The following is a 17,656-nucleotide window of genomic DNA, read 5'->3' on the forward strand; positions in this document are numbered from 1 at the left end:
AACAAATGAGGTATAAACTACTTTCAATTTGTTGTGATAGTTTGTCAAAAGATCAATACCTAATAATTTATACTTAAATTATGAAGAATTCTAAACAGTTGCTTATGCTTACATTATTTCTGTTGTTATTTAGCACAAATAGTTGTAAAAAGAATGAGGTGATTTCTGACCTCAACAGCAATACTAATAAAAACCTCTCACTTGAAGAAGCCAGAACACATTTTGAAAAGAAATTTGCTATTTCTTCCACAGGTTTCAATAAAATAGCTTCAACAGAGATAACAATACATCAACATGATGAGAATAGTACAGTCATCATGAGTAAAAAGCCTATGTGGGATGGGTTTAAGTATAAAGAATTACTTTCAGGTTATCAGGCAGTATTGGTTCCAATTCATAAAGAAGGAGAATATTTAGAAGTTTCCGAAGGAAAGTTTGTGAAGTATGGATTTCTTAATTATTTAATGATGTATAAGGATTCTTCCAATACTATATTGACAGAATGGGTTCAATTAAAGCCTAGCCTTCAATGGATAGATTCAAAAATATCAAGAAAATACGATGGAGATATAATCATAAAAGACTGGCAGGGAACTGTAAAGAAAATATTTAAATTTCGTAATGGTGAAAAGGTTGATTACAGAAGTCCGTCTAATCTAGATAAACAGGCAACTTTGAAAAGAAAAATGGCTACTTTACCTCCAAATCAGTCCTATATCTGTACTACAACTAAAACTTTGACTTTTAAACCGGGTAGTAACTGTCTTTGTGAGAATCATACATGGGCTGAACGAGGTCAATGTACCTGTCCTTATACGATGCCAGGAGTAGCAGGGAATTATCCAAAACCAAGTGTTACTACTATCCATACTAGTGTTGATTGTGTACCATTGGATGAGGAAGAGCCTGCAGGAGGAGGTCCGCCGAAAGGTGGAGGAAATCAAGGAGAGAATGGAGGTAGTGGTGGATCAGGAGGAAATAGCGGAGGAAGTAGCCCTGAAGATTATCCTCCCGGTGCATGTAATCCTGATCCGAATTATACTGTTCCGACGGTTCCGCCACCAGCTGGACAGAGTTATCAGATTCCTTGTTCAGAAATTGAGCTTCCGGTTGAAGATATTCCTAGCTCCGGTAGTGCCGGAGAACTTCTTATTTCTGCGTTTACTTTGAATGGATATAGTGTACCAACAATATCTCCATTATCTGACGAAGAAAATCAAGTACTTATAGATTTTATTTTTCAGCGAGGGGATAATGAAGATCTGATAGAAATAGCATATTGGGCAATGAATAAATTATCCTCAAATAGCATTACTTTGGGACAATTTGAAAATTGGTTTACTGGGGAATCTTCTTATAATTCAAAATATGTCTTATGGGCAATTAACGAAATGAAAGAAAATAATTCTAATGATGTATTTAGTTATTTTAGTAATAAACATATAGATTATATTGATGATGGAGAAGGAAGTATTATCCATGATGATGGCAATTATGACACATCTGTAGCTCCCACAATTAATATATTGCAACAAATCACTTGGCCAACAATCCTACCAATTATTCCAATTGATAAATTTGTAAGATTTGATGGTTCTAATTGCTATACACTGGCTAAAAAACAAATCGAACTGATGGGGTATACTACATCTGATTATTATGCGCATGATGCATATGGAGAAAAGCAGACGATTAATATTTTTAAAAAACCAAATGATGATTTTTATACAGAAGGTGAGGTTAATTTCACTGAATTACAAAGAGGAATAAATTATTTACATCATGCTTTAAAAAGAAATATTCCTATAGTTGTTGGAGTAGATTATGGTGCAACAAATACTGCTAATAACGATAATAAAACAACAGATCATTTCATTGTAATAGTTGGTATGGGCAATGATAGTAACGGGAACTTCTTCCAATATTATGATAGTGGTTCTAATTTGATTAGTCAAGGTACTCATAATACTAATAAGCTATACTATAATCATATAACTGGGAAAGTTGAAGGTAAAGGTGTGCTTCAAAGAGAGGGGGCGAATGGGAATGAGAATGTTCATTATATCATTACAATGATTAGAAAAAGTAAAACAAAAAAATAATGAAATCAACACTTATCCTTTTGTTATTAGTCTTGTTGCTAGGCTGTCAAACTAAACATATGAAATTTCAGGAGTCTCCAATTACAGGAGATACAATTTTTATTGATAAAAATAAATCATCACATCTATATATTGATCCTGATCCGGAGCGGCAATACACGTTTATTAATGCATACCACGAAAACATCAAATGCAAGACAATAAAAAATAATAAATTTCCAAACCAGTGGACAGAGATTGTCTTGCATAAAAACCAGTATTATTTTCATTTGTCGTTTGGTCCGGGAGGATTAAATAAATTTTTATTTTGTAATCATCATCTTTATCAGACCTTTAACTCGGGAGATGATCCGGAACCAGTTGAAATTATGAAAACAAATGTGATATCGGATAAAGAAGTGCAATATCTAGTGAGATATCGATATCAAAAATCTGAAACCTCAACTTTCATAGAAACAACTCGTCAAATTCGTATTTGTATTATTGATGAAAAAAGGAAAATTGCAGTTTTAGAAGAAACAGTAAAAGAAGATTTCGGCAGGAGATTTCATTTGGTAATAGCAAAAAATATAAAATATGATATTCCTGTCATGGTACACTATCAGAAAGAGATGAGGTTAATAGCATTTGACGATTTTGATAAAATAAATTATGAAAAACTACTTCAAGAAAATGGGTTTAAATTAAACTAAAACTTAAGTAATGTATTTTTAATGAAATATTAATATGCCTAATAATTTTTCTGCCGTTTCATACGTATGTATTTTCCATATAATTTCCTGAATAAATCGCTCTTTTTTTAAGCTCCTCCTTAGCTTTTTGGTCTATTATTTAGAAATTCAATTATATTTGAATTATGACCTATAAGCCGAAATTAGTATACTTTCTTTTTTTGTTGCTGTTATTTCTACCTGATGTATTGTTTGCTCAGTACCGTTTTGACCATTTATCTGTAGCAGACGGATTATCCAACAGTACCGTGCTTTCTATCGGGCAGGACCGGAGGGGTTTTATGTGGTTTGGAACACGGGATGGACTCAATCGTTATGACGGTCGTACTGTCTCGCATTATTCGAATACTGCCGACGATCCCACCACACTTATTGACAATGATTATATCTACAGTATCAAAGAAGATGACACCGGTAATATCTGGTTTGGTTCACAGAAAGGGCTAAGCTACTATTCGCTGGCCGAAGACCGTTTTGAACAGATCAATTATCAGGTAGCTGGCAAAAGCAGGCCGCATTCATTTGCTATACTTTGCATTTATATCACAAAAGATAAAAGAATATTTTTCGGGACGAATGAAGGTTTAAGTTATCTGGAGAACAACAAATCCCGGAAATTTATTCATATAGGTGATAAGGAAGGGCTTGTCGGTCAGCAGGTGAATACAATCTGTGAAGATGCTTCAGGGAATATTTGGGTAGGGACAGATAAAGGACTAAATAAAATTCAAATCGGACAAAACCGTAAAATTGCAATAGAGCAGGCTCAGCTGTTGCAACCTTCCGGACCTTACTTTGTCAGAGCATTGGCATGCGTTGACGATCAACTCTACGCAGGAATAGATAATAAGGGAATTATACGGTATGATCTCAGGAAAGGTACACTGCATAAGTATACAAAGGAGAATGGAAAATTAAGCAATAATATTATCCGCAAAATCATCTATTCCAAAAGATCCGGTAAATTGTATATCGGCACAATGAGCGGATTGACGATAGAGGATCTGAAAAGCGGTCGTATAGATCAGATACACAAAGATCTTTCCAATAGCAGCAACCTTTCAGATAATTCCATTAAAGATATTTTCGAAGATAAAGACGGTTCTATTTGGCTGGGAACCAATTTCGGAGGTGTATCTGTATTCCACCCGACCAAATCCTATTTTAAAATATACAGGGCTAATCCGTACGTCAATAGTTTAAGCGGAGATCTGATCAGCCAGTTGAAGGTCGACCGGTTTGACAATCTATGGATAGGAACCGAAGGCAACGGTCTGGATTATCTGGACCGGAAAACCCAGCGGTTTACCAGTATATCGGGGACTTACGGGCAGATTCGTTCTTCCACAGTCAAATCCATATGGGTAGATGCAGACCGTATATGGATTGGTTTGTTTGACGGTGGAATAGATGTGCTGGGGCAGAATGGAAATAATATACAGTCCTTATCTCCCGGTTTGCATAGTCTTAATCAGGGATATATAAGCAGTATACAACGGCATCCGGACGGAAAATATTGGATCGGCACCGCCTCCAACGGAATCAATATTTATGACAGCACACATCAGCGCTTTTCTTATATCAACGATACCTCCAAAGTTCGTTTGTCCAACAATTACATAAAGGATATACTGATCGATCAATCTGCGAATGTTTGGGTTGGGACAGTTAAAGGATTAAATGTCCTGTGGAAGAATACCACCCAGTTTGAGCTGTATGAGATAGGAGAGGAAGGGCTGACATCATCTTATATCCATTGTATCCGGGAAAGTCCATCCAAAGAAATATGGATAGGCACCTACAAGGGAGGGGTCTATAGATTTGATAAATCCACACATAAATTTGATCGCTGGAGTACACAGGAAGGGTTGCCAAGTCCTAATATAATGTCGCTTGAATTTGATGAACAGGGAATGGTATGGGTAGCAACGGATAAAGGATTGGCCAGACTAAATCCCAAAACCGGCAATATCCAGCTTTTTGATACACATGATGGATTACCCTCTTCCGAATTCAGCCTTAACGCTTCCACCCGTGCGCATGACGGTCGTTTGTATTTCGGGACCTATAAAGGACTTGTGGAAATCAATCCATGGCAATTCAGCGGACAAACTAAGAATCCCGAAATCCGGCTTTCAGCACTCAAGCTGTTCAATACCATTGTACACCCTCATGATGCTACCCATTTGCTGGAGCAGGATATAAGTCTCATGCCCGGGCTCACCCTCAACTACGACCAGAATTACTTCACTATAGATTTTATTTCCATTGACTATATCAATCAGTTTAAAATAAAATACAGGTACAAACTGGATGGTTTTGATCAGGAATGGAACAATGTAGACCAACCTGTGGCCAGTTATACTAATCTTTCCCCCGGTAATTATACCCTGCTGCTCAATGCGACAAATGCAGATGGTAAATGGGGGGATAAACCGTACGAGCTGACCATCAAAGTTCGGCCCCCGCTCTGGCAGACCTGGTGGGCTTATGTGCTCTATGCGCTGATCTTGCTTTCCGGAGGATATCTTTTTGACCGCTTCAGACGCCGGCAGATCCAATTGAGCAATGAACTGCTCTATCAGCAAAAGTATGCAAAGGATCTGGATGGTCTCTATCAGGCAAAACTGGACTTCTTCACTAAAATTTCACATGAAATCCGTACACCACTGACGCTGATTGTCGCTCCGCTGGATAAATTGATGGAACAGATCCGGGAAAAAGAAACGGGATCATATTACCTCAGTATCATCAAAAAGAATGTGGATCGCCTCTTGCTGATGGTCAATGAATTGCTGGACTTCCGGAAAATAGAAGAAGGTAAAGTGGAGTTAAAATTACAACAAGTCATGTTGTTGCCCTTTATACAGGAACAGGTTGAACTGTTTCAGGAGGCTTTTCATACGGGAGAGATCGGGTTCACTATGAAATGTACCGTTACAGAGCCTGTTTATCTCGATCCTTATCAATTCAGTAAGGTAATGTCCAACCTGCTGGTCAATGCGATCAAATTTACACCTGCAGGCGGATCAATCAGTATCGTGGCAGAGAGACAGCAAAGTCAGGTGGCTGTCGTCATAGCAGATACAGGTATGGGGATAGCTGAGGAAGATCTGGGTAAAGTATTTGCCAATTTTTATCAGAGTGACCAGGTGCGTGAAAAAGGCTGGGGAATAGGATTGTCACTTTGTAAAGCCATCGTTGAACAGCATGGTGGAACAATCCGTGTCCAATCTAGTGCTCAAAAGGGAACCGCATTTACCATTTTACTGCCAGCCTCCTTACCGGACTTAGGTGCTGTAAATCCGGAAAATACAATATTCCGGCATGACAACACGGAGGTCAGTGCTCCGTTTGCCGGGCAGACCCTCATACATCCTAAGTTGAAAAGAAGCCTTCTGATTGTAGAAGATAACAGAGATGTCGCAGACTTTTTGCTCAAATCACTGGAGCTTGAATATGATGTATATACGGCAGCCAATGGCGAAGAAGGTGTGCAGATGGCATTAGAGATCCTTCCCCAATTGATCATTTCTGATGTATCTATGCCAAAGATGGACGGTGTGGAGCTCACGCGTATACTGAAGTCTGATCCCGCAACCAGTCATATTCCTGTAATTCTCTTAACTGCAATGGACAAAGAGGTACAGATCACAGCGGGATATCTGGCCAAAGCCAATGCATATATTATCAAACCATTTAGTATACAGGTATTATTACTGCAGATAAGCAACCAGCTGGATCATGTAGACCGGCTGAGAGAAAAATATACGGAATCACTCTTAAATCCTTCTTCAGAAGAAACGTATACGGATCTGGATGCTGTTTTTCTGAAAGAATTGAAATCACATATAGAAAACAGGCTGGAGGATGCAGATCTGCGTGTCACGGATCTCATAGCACATATGGGAGTTTCACAAACTGCCTTTTATAAAAAAGTCAAGGCACTTACCGGACTGACGATAGGTGATTTTATAAAAATACTACGTCTCAATCGTGCAGCGGCATTATTACAGGAGACAGATTTGCCGGTGTCCCAGATTGCCTATAAAGTTGGTTTCAACGATCCTAAATATTTCAGTAAAGAGTTCAAAAAATATTTCGGAAAGAACCCTACGGATTATTCAAAAAAATAGCTCCTAAAGCATAACAGAAGCATATTGTAAAATTTTCACCCTAAAAAAGTAAAATATTACCCCGTTCAGCTCTCCGGATCTTTGAATATTTGACTATCGGAATGCAGATACACGCTATACCGATACGACCAAATTGTAGATAAACTTAATACGTGATCAATGGGAACCTTGAACCAAATTGTTTTTCTGTTCACCTTATTCATGCTGACAACAGGGTCTGTTAGCGCGCAGCAGCGTCCTAATATTATTCTTATTCTGTCAGACGACGGAGGATACGAAGACTTTGGCTGTTATGGCAGTCAGGATATTCCTACTCCACATATAGATGCCCTGGCTAAGGGCGGAATTCGTTTTACCAACAGCTATGTCACCGCTTCTGTATGTGCACCCTCACGTGCGGGGCTCTTAATGGGACAATATCAACAACGAAGTGGATTTGAACACAACGTTTCTGATTTACCTGCAGACGGCTATCAGATACAGGATATCGGTTTGTCTGATACCGTTCGTACCATTGCAGATCAGATGCAATCAAACGGATACGAAACAATGGCTATAGGGAAATGGCATCAGGGAAATGAGACAAAGCACCATCCTCTCCACAAGGGGTTTAATCATTTTTTTGGATTTATAGGTGGCCACAGAAGCTTTTTTCCTATCCGAACCGCTATTAAGCAGGAAGAAAAGATCCTGAATGATTATACTGAAGTAGATGAAAAAGATGTCTATTACCTTACGGATATGTTTACGGACAAAGCCATATCCTACATGCGCCAAAAACGTGATAAACCATACTTCATATACCTTTCCTATAATGCAGTGCATACCCCTGTGGAGGCAACTCCTCAAAAGTTAGCACAGTTTGCGCGCCTCAAAAATGCTCATCGTCGGAGTTATGCCGGACTAATGTCCGCTATGGATGACGGTATAGGCCGTATCGTAGAAGAGCTAAAGAAAACCGGGCAACTGGAAAATACTTTACTTATTTTTCTCAATGATAATGGTGCTGCCACCAATAACGGAGCAGATAATGGTCCTTTGAGAGGACTTAAAGGATCTAAATGGGAAGGCGGAATCCGTGTTCCTATGATTATGCACTGGCCGAAACAGTTACAGGCAGGAAAAGATTACAAGGGCTTAGTCAGTTCGCTCGATCTGGTTCCTACCTGCGTTGCTGCGGCACAAGGAACAGTAAGATCAGACATGCAGCTGGACGGGGTAAATATTTTACCGTTTCTGACCGGCAAAAATAAGCAGGAGCCTCATGATTTTCTCTGCTGGAGAAGAGGAGTTGCAGCCGCTATCCGCAAAAAACAGTGGAAACTTATTCAGGTCCGGGGAGAATCGCCCTTATTATTTGATCTGAGCCGGGATAAAGGGGAGACTAGAAATCTGGCAGAAACCCATCCCCAAAAGGTAAAAGAACTGACTGCACTCCTGCAGCATTGGGAACAGGGACTGGACAATCCGCACTGGACAAGTTCCTATGGAGATTACAATCAGATTATGAAACATAAAATGGACGTCATCGGAAGAAAGATGGAACGCCAGTATCCTTAATAATATTCACTTACCTATGAAATACCTACAGATAATTATGTGCTTCCTTGTCCTTATGCTGACCAAGTCAGTATCAGCACAGGCTACCTATCCTTTTGGAACGATCAGCAAACGTATCGTTGATGATCACCTGCGTACAGATGCCGGAGCGGATAAGCGGGCTGAAGATATGCTGGCCAGAATGAGTAAAAACGGAAGCTGGGAAGATATCGATTATGCAGATGTCGTTTTTACAAAATGGACACCTTCTGATCATCTCACACGGCTGTCGCTCCTTATTCAGTCCTATATCAACAAGGACGGAAAGCATTACAATGATCCTAAGTTTTATAATGCTATCGTACAGGCTTATCAATTCTGGTATGATAAAGACCCAAAAAGTGGCAACTGGTGGCACAACGAGATCAGTGTACCACAGCAACTAGGAGTCCTGTTGATATTATCCCGCTACGGAGCAGAAAAACTTCCGGCAGACCTTGATCAAAAGTTGATAGAACGCATGAAAAGGGGAGATGCTGCAGCGAAGACCGGTGCAAATAAAACAGATATAGCCATGCACTATTTTTACAGATCACTGCTTACCGAAGATAAAGAACTTCTGAGCTATTCTCTGAGCGAGCTGTATCAGCCCGTACAATTAGTGGACGGAGAAGAGGGGCTGCAATATGACTATTCTTATTTACAACACGGCCCTCAACTCTATATCTCAGGATATGGAAATGTGTATCTGACCGGATTATTCACCATATTAAAATACGTTTACAATACACCTTATTTTATTGCTGAGGATAAGTTAGCACTGCTAACTGGCTTCTATCGTCATACTTTTCTCAATATGCACCGCGGTAAATACATGGATTTCAATGTAGAAGGAAGAGGTGTAAGCCGGAAAGATATCCTCCTCAAAACTAATGAAGCAAAACGTCTGGATATCGCAATGCTGATCGATAGTAAGAATATCAAAACTTACGAATCAGAGAAGGCTAAATTTGAAAGCCCTGCTAATCTTTCAAAAGAGGTAAAACCACTTCACCGATATTTCTGGAAAGCCGATTTTACTCTTCACAACCGTCCTGAATATCATGTGTCCGTGCGGACAGCAAGTGACCGTACCAACAGAAGTGAGGCCGGAAACGGGGAGAATTTGTACGGAAGATACCTGTCAGACGGTGCCATGAATATACAGCAGAGCGGACCAGAATACATGAATATAATGCCCGTCTGGGAATGGGATAAAATCCCGGGTACGACATCTCCGGATCACAAAGAAGATAAATTGATGGATACAGAATGGGGCGTACGCGGCAACAACCAATTTGCCGGAGGAGTATCCGACAGTCTGTATGGAGTTACAGCTTATCAGATGAATTATGATGCAGTACAAGCCAAAAAATCATGGTTTTTCCTGGATCAGGAAATTCTGTGTCTGGGTGCTGATATCAACAGCGATCTGGATATTCCGGTTACGACTACCATCAATCAGGCCTGGTTACAGGGACCGGTTCAGTTAGATGGCAAAACGACTGTAAAGAAACAAGCTCCTGCGCAGGTTTCAGCTTCACAGTTGTGGCATAACGGATCAGGCTATGTAATTGCAGAAGGGCAGCGGACATTTCTTTCTGCTGAAACACAGGAGGGATCCTGGAAACGCATCAATAAATCAGGAGAGGCTGCCCCGGTTAAGGGAGACGTATTCAAACTGTGGATAGATCACGGAATACGTCCTAAAGATGCACATTATGAATACCGTGTATTGCCTGCTCTGACCAATGCCAAAGCATTTGCCAAAGTAAAGAATCAGGCTCAAGTGATCGAAAATACAAAGCGGGCTCAGCTTGTATATAACGCTGGAAATCAGTTACTTATGGGGGTAATGTATGAGGCTGGCAAAATTGAACATGAAGGATTGATGTTGACAACGGATAAGCCCTGTGTTTTTATGCTGAGAAAAACCGGCAATCAGGTTATTCTGGATATTGCAGATCCGCTTTATAAGGAAACGCAGATCACCGTTAGTGCAGGACTGGGGACAGCAGGACAACCCCGGACGATATCCCTTCCGCAGCAGGAACTGCAAGGCTCTACAGTGAGACAGATTATGAATTAAAACCCAATAAACCACTATAAACCAACTATATTTATGAATAGTATTCGAATAATAAGCCTGTTCCTGATGCTGCTTATATGGCAGACAGGATCTGCCCAATCCGGCAGGACCGTTACCGGGACGGTCTATGATGAGGAAACCCGGCAACCTTTACCCGGGGTGTCTATTTCCCTGCAAAATGCAAAGGCAGGAACAGTCACCGACACACATGGTAAATTTAATTTAACGATATCCGGCAACGATGTTGTATTAACGTTCAAATACATAGGATATGAGTCAAAAGATGTCAGTATTCCCGCTACTGGCGCTATGTCTGTGACTATCCGTAAGGACAACCGATCTTTAGATGAGGTCGTTGTCATAGGCTATGGGGAAGTGCAGCGTAAAGATGTGACCGGATCTGTAGGTTCCGTCAAAATGGAGGACATCAAGAGAGCGCCGGTAGGTTCAGCTCTTGAAGCTCTTGCCGGACGGGTTGCAGGTGTGCAGGTTACGTCTGAAAGCGGCAAACCGGGATCCGGAGTTAATATCGTCGTAAGGGGAGCCAACTCACTGACACAATCCAACGAACCGCTCTATGTTATCGACGGATTTCCTATGGAAGATGCCAATGCCAATGTGTTGAATCCAGCGGAGATCGAATCCATAGAAATCCTGAAAGATGCTTCAGCTACCGCCATATACGGAGCCAGAGGAGCTAACGGAGTTGTACTGATCACCACCCGAAAAGGTAAGGAGGGAGCACCCGTTATCAACTATTCCGGTTATGTAGGTGTACAGCAAATTATCAATAAAATGGAGCTGATGAACCCTTATGAATTTGTGAAATTACAGAGGGATATTGACTCCGTCGGAATCAAACTCACCTATTTCAGAGATGGGAAAGGACTGGAAGATTATCGTAATGCTGCCGGAAACGACTGGCAGGATCTGCTTTTCAAAACAGCGACTATGCAGGATCATTCCTTATCGGTAATGGGGGGAAATAAATCCACAAAATATTCCTTTTCCGGAAATGTATTCGATCAGGACGGTATTATTATCAACTCCGGTTTCCGGAGATACCAGGGTAAGATGACCTTAGACCAGACTTTCAATAAACTCAAAGTAGGTGTTAATGCAATGTATACGGCAACCAAGACTTCCGGTACAAATCCATCAGCACCGGATGCTACATATTCAGCGATGAATTACCTGATGTACAGCGTTTGGGGATACCGCCCTGTCGGCTTCGGAAGTGATACCGATCTTGTTAACTCCCTGATAGATCCGGATGTGGATGCCAGTAACGACTATCGGATAAATCCTATTATGTCTGCTGAAAATGAATACCGCGCCAATTTTAACAACAGGCTGATTGCTAATGGTTATGCTGAATATGCTTTTACCAAAGATCTGAAGCTTCGTATCAACGGAGGTATCAATAAGACCGACTGGAGACAGGAGTCATTCAATAATTCCATGACACGCTATGGTTACTGGGCCAGTATCAATAAAGTAAACGGCTCTATAATGTATACCGATAGCTATACCTGGCTGAATGAAAATTTGCTGACCTATAATAAGAAATTTGGTAAAGATCATACACTGAATGCCGTAGCAGGTATTACATTTCAGGAAAATGTATGGAAGCGATATGGTTTGTCAGCTATCCAGCTTCCCAATGAAGATCTGGGGCTTGCCGGATTAAGCCAGGGTATTGCGCAACCTGTTACCTCCCTGAATACAGAATGGTCACTGATGTCTTATCTGGCTCGTGTAAATTACAGCTACCAGAATAAATACCTCCTTACAGCTTCCTACCGCGCTGATGGTTCTTCCAAATTCAGAAAAAACAACAGATGGGGATATTTTCCATCGGCTGCATTCGCATGGAGACTGATCAATGAAAGCTTTATGAAAGAACAAACCCTGTTTTCAGATGCGAAAGTACGTCTGGGATATGGTGTAACGGGGAACAACAGAGTCAATGAATATGCAACCTATGCGCAGTTGAGTTTTGACAATACAGGACCGGCAACAAATGGCTATTATCCCTTTAACAATACCATTACGCAAGGGGTATATTTAAGTTCCATTGCTAATCCTGACCTTCGTTGGGAAAGTACCAAACAATCAAATATAGGTGTGGATCTCGGACTGTTCAAACAACGTTTGTTAGTAACGGTAGATTATTATAAGAAAAAGACCACGGATCTGCTGTTGAATGCCAGCCTGCCTCTGAGTACTGGATATTCCACTGCTTTCAAAAATATAGGAGCGACTACCAATCAGGGTCTGGAGATTAGTTTGTCCGGAGATGTTATCAAGAAAAACGATTTTAACTGGAATTCATCATTCAATATCGCTTTCAATAAAAACCGTGTGGTATCATTGACCGAAAATCAGGAAAGCATTACAAGTACAGTGCCCTGGGATCAGAACTACACCTCCATTCCACTCTATATAGCGAAGATCGGACAGCCAATCGGACAGATATACGGATTTATATGGGACGGAGTATATCAGTATGAGGATTTTAATCAGTTGCCTAATGGGACCTATGAGCTTAAATCCGGTGTGACGACAAATGGTAATTCCAGATCCAATATCCGCCCGGGAGATATCAAATACCGTGATCTGAATGGCGACAATGTAGTAGATAACTATGATCGTACAGTGATCGGTAATGCTTATCCCATTCATCAGGGAGGATTCTCCAACAACTTCAGATATAAAAATTTTGATCTGAATGTCTTTATGCAGTGGTCATATGGAAATGATGTAGTCAATGCAAACAGACTTTGGTTTGAGGCCGGAAATAAAACCAACCTCAATCAGTTTGCGACATTTGAAAACAGATGGACTCCCGATAATCAGACCAATGATATGTTTAGAGTCGGAGGAATGGGGCCTTATGCCTATTCATCACGTGTCGTGGAAGACGCCTCTTATCTCCGTCTGAAGACAGTGTCATTTGGATACAATTTTGACCCGAAGGTATTAAGCAAATTAAAGATCAGAAGTCTGCGGGTATATGCGACCGCTCAAAACCTGTATACGTTTACAAATTACTCCGGCTATGATCCGGAGGTAGCAGTATACTACTCGGCGCTGACTCCGGGATTTGACTATTCGTCTTATCCTCGTCCTAAGACATTTGTATTTGGTATAAATGTAGGTTTGTAAGATTATAAAAGAAAAACATGAAAACAACGATAAAAAATATTCCTTCAACAGCGTTTTTGCTACTGTTGATGCTGATCGTATTCCTGTTGCCGGGATGTAGTAAGTTTCTCGATAAGGATCCTACTTTCATTGTTAAAGAAAACTATTATAAAACGGAAGCTGATGTACAGGCCGGACTGACTGGCGTATATGATATATTGGGTAAGGAAGAAGTATATGGCAGCAACCTGTCGGTTTACCTTCCTATTTCAGACGAAGGTGTGTACTACCGAAGTGCTTATGTGACAGGATTATCTGTTTATAATTTTGATGCTTCGGAAAGCAATGTGCGTGCATTGTGGCGCTATCTCTATGAGGGGATTGAAAGAGCAAATACACTGCTCTACCGGATCAATGAAGTACATATGGATGAAACGGTCAAAAAAGTGACGATCGGAGAAGCTAAGTTTTTGAGAGCCTATTATTATTTTCTGCTGGTTAGCCATTGGGGAAGTGTTCCGTTGAAAACATTGCCTACTGCGTCTGTAACGGATGTCAATATTGAAGGTACCCCACCTAAAGATATTTATGCCTTTGTGGTATCCGAAATGGAAGCTGCAGAAGCCATGGTCAAGAATATCAATGAATACGGGTATTCAGGTCGTGTGACGAGAACTGCGGTACAAGGTATTCTGGCACGTGTCTATCTTAAGATGGCCGGCTTTCCGCTAAATGACGTGTCCAAATATGAGAAAGCATTAGAATGGTCCGGAAAAGTAGTACACTCTTCAGGATATCAGCATGCGCTGATCGGTGATTATGCCAAACTGTTCAAAGATATGGCATCAGACAAATACAACATTCAGGAATCTATATGGGAAGTTGAGTTTGCAGGCAATCGTGCCGCAGATTTTGAAGCCGGACGTCTGGGAAATGCGATCGGAATTCAATGTAATGATGAGGCATATGGCTATTCATACGGATTTATAGCAACCACTAAACGGCTGTACCAGGCATATGAAAATACAGACCTGCGCAGAGACTGGAATATCGCTACCTACAAATATTCTTATGTGAATAACAAAGTAACAGATTCGGTGTATTATGTGGCTACAGATATTGAAAACCGCCATGCTGCCAAGTACCGCAGACCATACGAGCGGGTATTGCCACGCAATAAAAACTATACGCCTATTAATTTTCCTTTATTACGTTACTCCGATGTACTGCTGATGTATGCAGAAGCTGAAAACGAAGTCAACGGAGCTACAGCAGAAGCCAAAGCAGCTGTTAAGCAGGTGCGTGACCGTGCTAAAGCATCTGATAAGAGTACAGCTATAGGTACTAAAGATGATATGAGACAACTCATCCGTGATGAGCGTTTCCGTGAATTAGCGTTCGAAGGTATCCGTAAGTATGATCTCATACGCTGGGGACTCTTTCAGTCAAATATGAAATCTTTGGCAAGCGAGATCGAAACCTCTGCACCTGCAGCAGTCAAATACATGGCTTTGGCAGGAAAAAATGTAGCGGAGAGGGATCTTTTGCTTCCTATTCCTATTGCTGAAATATCATTGAATAATGCTATTAAACAAAATCCGGGTTGGTAATGATCAGTTGATACTTATATGAAAAAGATAGTCTATATATTGTCACTATGCTATATTCTGGTAGCATGTGAGAAAAGAGAAAATTTACCGGTATCCTTATCGGTCAGTACAGAAAAAGTAAATTATAAAGTCGGCGATACCGTTCGTTTTACATTAAGCGGTAATCCGGATCAGTTGGTATTCTGGTCAGGAGAGGAAAGTCACCGTTACATCTATCGTGACCGGACACGTGCTGAGAGTGAAGTTATCCAGCTTTCATTTGCGACAAACAGGCGCTATGGGGCAGATGCCCAGCAGCCGGGTTCTTTGCGCTTACTTGCTACTCAGAATTTTAATGCAGTATATGATGCTACAGGCATCAAACCATCCGATTGGGTGGATATTACAAGTGCTTTTACACTCTCACCCATTCAGTCTAATGATGCTACATATGCACCTTCAGGTACAGTCAATATATTGGCCTTACAACAGACAGGTTTGACTGTAGATGTTCAAAAACCGATCTATTTTGCGTTTAAGTATACCGGTGTGACAGGATCTACACAGCCTCGCTGGTGGATCAATGCATTTAATATAAATACTATAACCAGTGACGGACAGGTGCTTACCGTATCCGGAATCAAAGAAGCCGGATGGAAGTTCGTAAAGGTGTTGCCTTCTTCTCCGGTTACCTGGATTTTCGGTACAGATAATATCCTCAAATATGCCGGAGGAGCCGCTGCGGTAGGAAGTAATCAGGTGTGGGCAGTGACCGCAGGTCTGAACCTGACAAGTGTAAGTCCGGATACAGGTGTTGCGCTCAAAAACATGGCCACCCGAATGGATACCTACAGTCATGTCTATACAAAACCGGGTAAATATACTGTAACCTTTGTGGCTGCCAATGCCAATATATACGGACAAGATCAGGTTACTAAAGATGTAACGATTAATGTGGCGGAATAAGAACTTAACGGAACTCAAATCATAAAATAAATTATATATCTATATGACACTATTATTTAAAGTCACAGCGCTGTCTATGTTAGCCGTTACGCTGGCTTGCTCCTCCACTTCAGGCAATTTTGTTGCGAAGGATTTCGAAAGGGCAGAAGAGCAGTACACCGTATTACTCAACAATTCCAAAGATATCACCATTTTTCCGCGGACATTGGATTCTGCAGGCAATGTGAAAGGTACGGATGTGTGGGATTGGACAGGAGGTTTTTTTGCGGGAAGCCTGTGGAATATATACGAATACAGCAAAGATCCCAAATGGGAAGCTACAGCCATAAAATGGACGGAAGCACTGGAAGAAGGGAAATTTCTGACACAGCATCATGATATCGGATTTGTCATGTATTGTTCCTATGGTAACGCTATAAAAAATCTGAAAGACACAGCAAAAATAAATGCATACAATAAGATACTGATCCAGTCCGGTGAATCGGCTCTGACTCGTTTTAACCCAAAGGTAGGGTTGATTAAATCATGGAATTCAAAGATGTCATGGGATAAAAAGACACTTTGGAATTATCCTGTCATCATCGATAATATGATGAATCTAGAAATGCTTTTTTATGTAAGCAAACTGACAGGAGATGATAAATACAAAAAAGTAGCCATCAGCCATGCTGATCAGACAATGAAATACCATTTCCGTCCGGATTACAGCACCTACCATGTGGTTGATTATGATACCACCTCCGGTAAAGTATTACATCAGCAGACCAATCAGGGTTTTGCGGACAATTCTACATGGTCCAGAGGGCAAGCCTGGGCAGTATACGGATATACGGTAATGTACCGGGAGACCAAAGATCCGAAATATCTGACGACAGCAGAGCATGCAGCAGATTTTTTTCTGAATCATGCTAATTTGCCTGAAGATAAAATACCATACTGGGATTTCAATGTGAACCAGGAAGGCTATAAACCTGATTGGGCATATGATTCAAAACGATTTGATGTTATACGCCGTGATGCTTCTGCTGCAGCTGTTATTGCCTCAGCACTACTGGAGCTCAGCGGATACGCACAGGAAAAAGGAAAAGCATACCTGAATGCGGCTGAACAAATTCTTAAGGCCCTTTCTTCAGATGAATATCTGGCCAAAAAGGGTACAAATGGAGGCTTTCTACTCTTGCATTCTGTAGGCAGTATGCCACATAACAGTGAAATCGATGTGCCGTTGACATATGCAGATTATTATTTTCTGGAAGCACTTAACCGCTATCGAGAGCTGAAAAAATAGATAAAAACTAGTTGCCAAAGTAAGATCAGT

9 protein-coding genes are annotated in these 17,656 nt (G+C 40.9%); all 9 read left to right on the plus strand.

Annotation, left to right across the window (positions count from 1 at the left end; translation table 11 throughout):
• Positions 1-80 precede the first annotated feature (80 nt).
• Positions 81-2,102, plus strand: coding sequence for a hypothetical protein (locus I6J03_RS14915; RefSeq protein ID WP_003004943.1), 2,022 nt, complete (start codon positions 81-83; stop codon positions 2,100-2,102).
• A complete protein-coding gene (locus tag I6J03_RS14920) occupies positions 2,102-2,794 on the plus strand; it encodes a hypothetical protein (RefSeq protein ID WP_003004941.1) in 693 nt (230 codons plus the stop codon). The genes I6J03_RS14915 and I6J03_RS14920 overlap by 1 nt, the downstream gene beginning before the upstream one ends.
• Positions 2,795-2,958: 164 nt before the next feature.
• On the plus strand, positions 2,959-6,969 hold the full coding sequence (locus I6J03_RS14925; RefSeq protein ID WP_201693780.1) for a hybrid sensor histidine kinase/response regulator transcription factor: 4,011 nt from the start codon (positions 2,959-2,961) through the stop codon (positions 6,967-6,969).
• A gap of 159 nt (positions 6,970-7,128) precedes the next feature.
• Entirely contained in the window at positions 7,129-8,529 is a 1,401-nt protein-coding gene (locus I6J03_RS14930) for a sulfatase-like hydrolase/transferase (RefSeq protein WP_003004937.1), read from the plus strand.
• Positions 8,530-8,545: 16 nt separating this feature from the next.
• Positions 8,546-10,636: a polysaccharide lyase 8 family protein gene (locus I6J03_RS14935; protein ID WP_003004936.1), complete on the plus strand. Its 2,091-nt coding sequence runs from the start codon at positions 8,546-8,548 to the stop codon at positions 10,634-10,636.
• 66 nt (positions 10,637-10,702) lie between these two features.
• Entirely contained in the window at positions 10,703-13,804 is a 3,102-nt protein-coding gene (locus tag I6J03_RS14940; RefSeq protein WP_003004933.1) for a SusC/RagA family TonB-linked outer membrane protein, read from the plus strand.
• A gap of 17 nt (positions 13,805-13,821) precedes the next feature.
• Positions 13,822-15,393 (plus strand): RagB/SusD family nutrient uptake outer membrane protein, encoded by a 1,572-nt coding sequence (locus tag I6J03_RS14945; protein WP_003004931.1) that lies wholly within the window; start codon positions 13,822-13,824, stop codon positions 15,391-15,393.
• Positions 15,394-15,411: 18 nt separating this feature from the next.
• A complete protein-coding gene (locus I6J03_RS14950) occupies positions 15,412-16,338 on the plus strand; it encodes a DUF5017 domain-containing protein (RefSeq protein WP_003004929.1) in 927 nt (308 codons plus the stop codon).
• Between the two features lie 43 nt (positions 16,339-16,381).
• Positions 16,382-17,626, plus strand: coding sequence for a glycoside hydrolase family 88 protein (locus I6J03_RS14955; RefSeq protein ID WP_003004927.1), 1,245 nt, complete (start codon positions 16,382-16,384; stop codon positions 17,624-17,626).
• The last annotated feature ends 30 nt before the right edge of the window (positions 17,627-17,656 follow it).

It is taken from the genome of Sphingobacterium spiritivorum (assembly GCF_016724845.1).
GTDB lineage: Bacteria > Bacteroidota > Bacteroidia > Sphingobacteriales > Sphingobacteriaceae > Sphingobacterium > Sphingobacterium spiritivorum_A.

Bases quoted from the DNA above. Each gene is read 5' to 3' on its own strand.
- I6J03_RS14955 (WP_003004927.1), top strand. From the start codon at position 16,382: ATGACACTATTATTTAAAGTCACAGCGCTGTCTATGTTAGCCGTTACG.
- I6J03_RS14935 (WP_003004936.1), top strand. From the start codon at position 8,546: ATGAAATACCTACAGATAATTATGTGCTTCCTTGTCCTTATGCTGACC.
- I6J03_RS14940 (WP_003004933.1), top strand. From the start codon at position 10,703: ATGCTGCTTATATGGCAGACAGGATCTGCCCAATCCGGCAGGACCGTT.
- I6J03_RS14925 (WP_201693780.1), top strand. From the start codon at position 2,959: ATGACCTATAAGCCGAAATTAGTATACTTTCTTTTTTTGTTGCTGTTA.
- I6J03_RS14950 (WP_003004929.1), top strand. From the start codon at position 15,412: ATGAAAAAGATAGTCTATATATTGTCACTATGCTATATTCTGGTAGCA.
- I6J03_RS14915 (WP_003004943.1), top strand. From the start codon at position 81: ATGAAGAATTCTAAACAGTTGCTTATGCTTACATTATTTCTGTTGTTA.
- I6J03_RS14920 (WP_003004941.1), top strand. From the start codon at position 2,102: ATGAAATCAACACTTATCCTTTTGTTATTAGTCTTGTTGCTAGGCTGT.
- I6J03_RS14930 (WP_003004937.1), top strand. From the start codon at position 7,129: ATGGGAACCTTGAACCAAATTGTTTTTCTGTTCACCTTATTCATGCTG.
- I6J03_RS14945 (WP_003004931.1), top strand. From the start codon at position 13,822: ATGAAAACAACGATAAAAAATATTCCTTCAACAGCGTTTTTGCTACTG.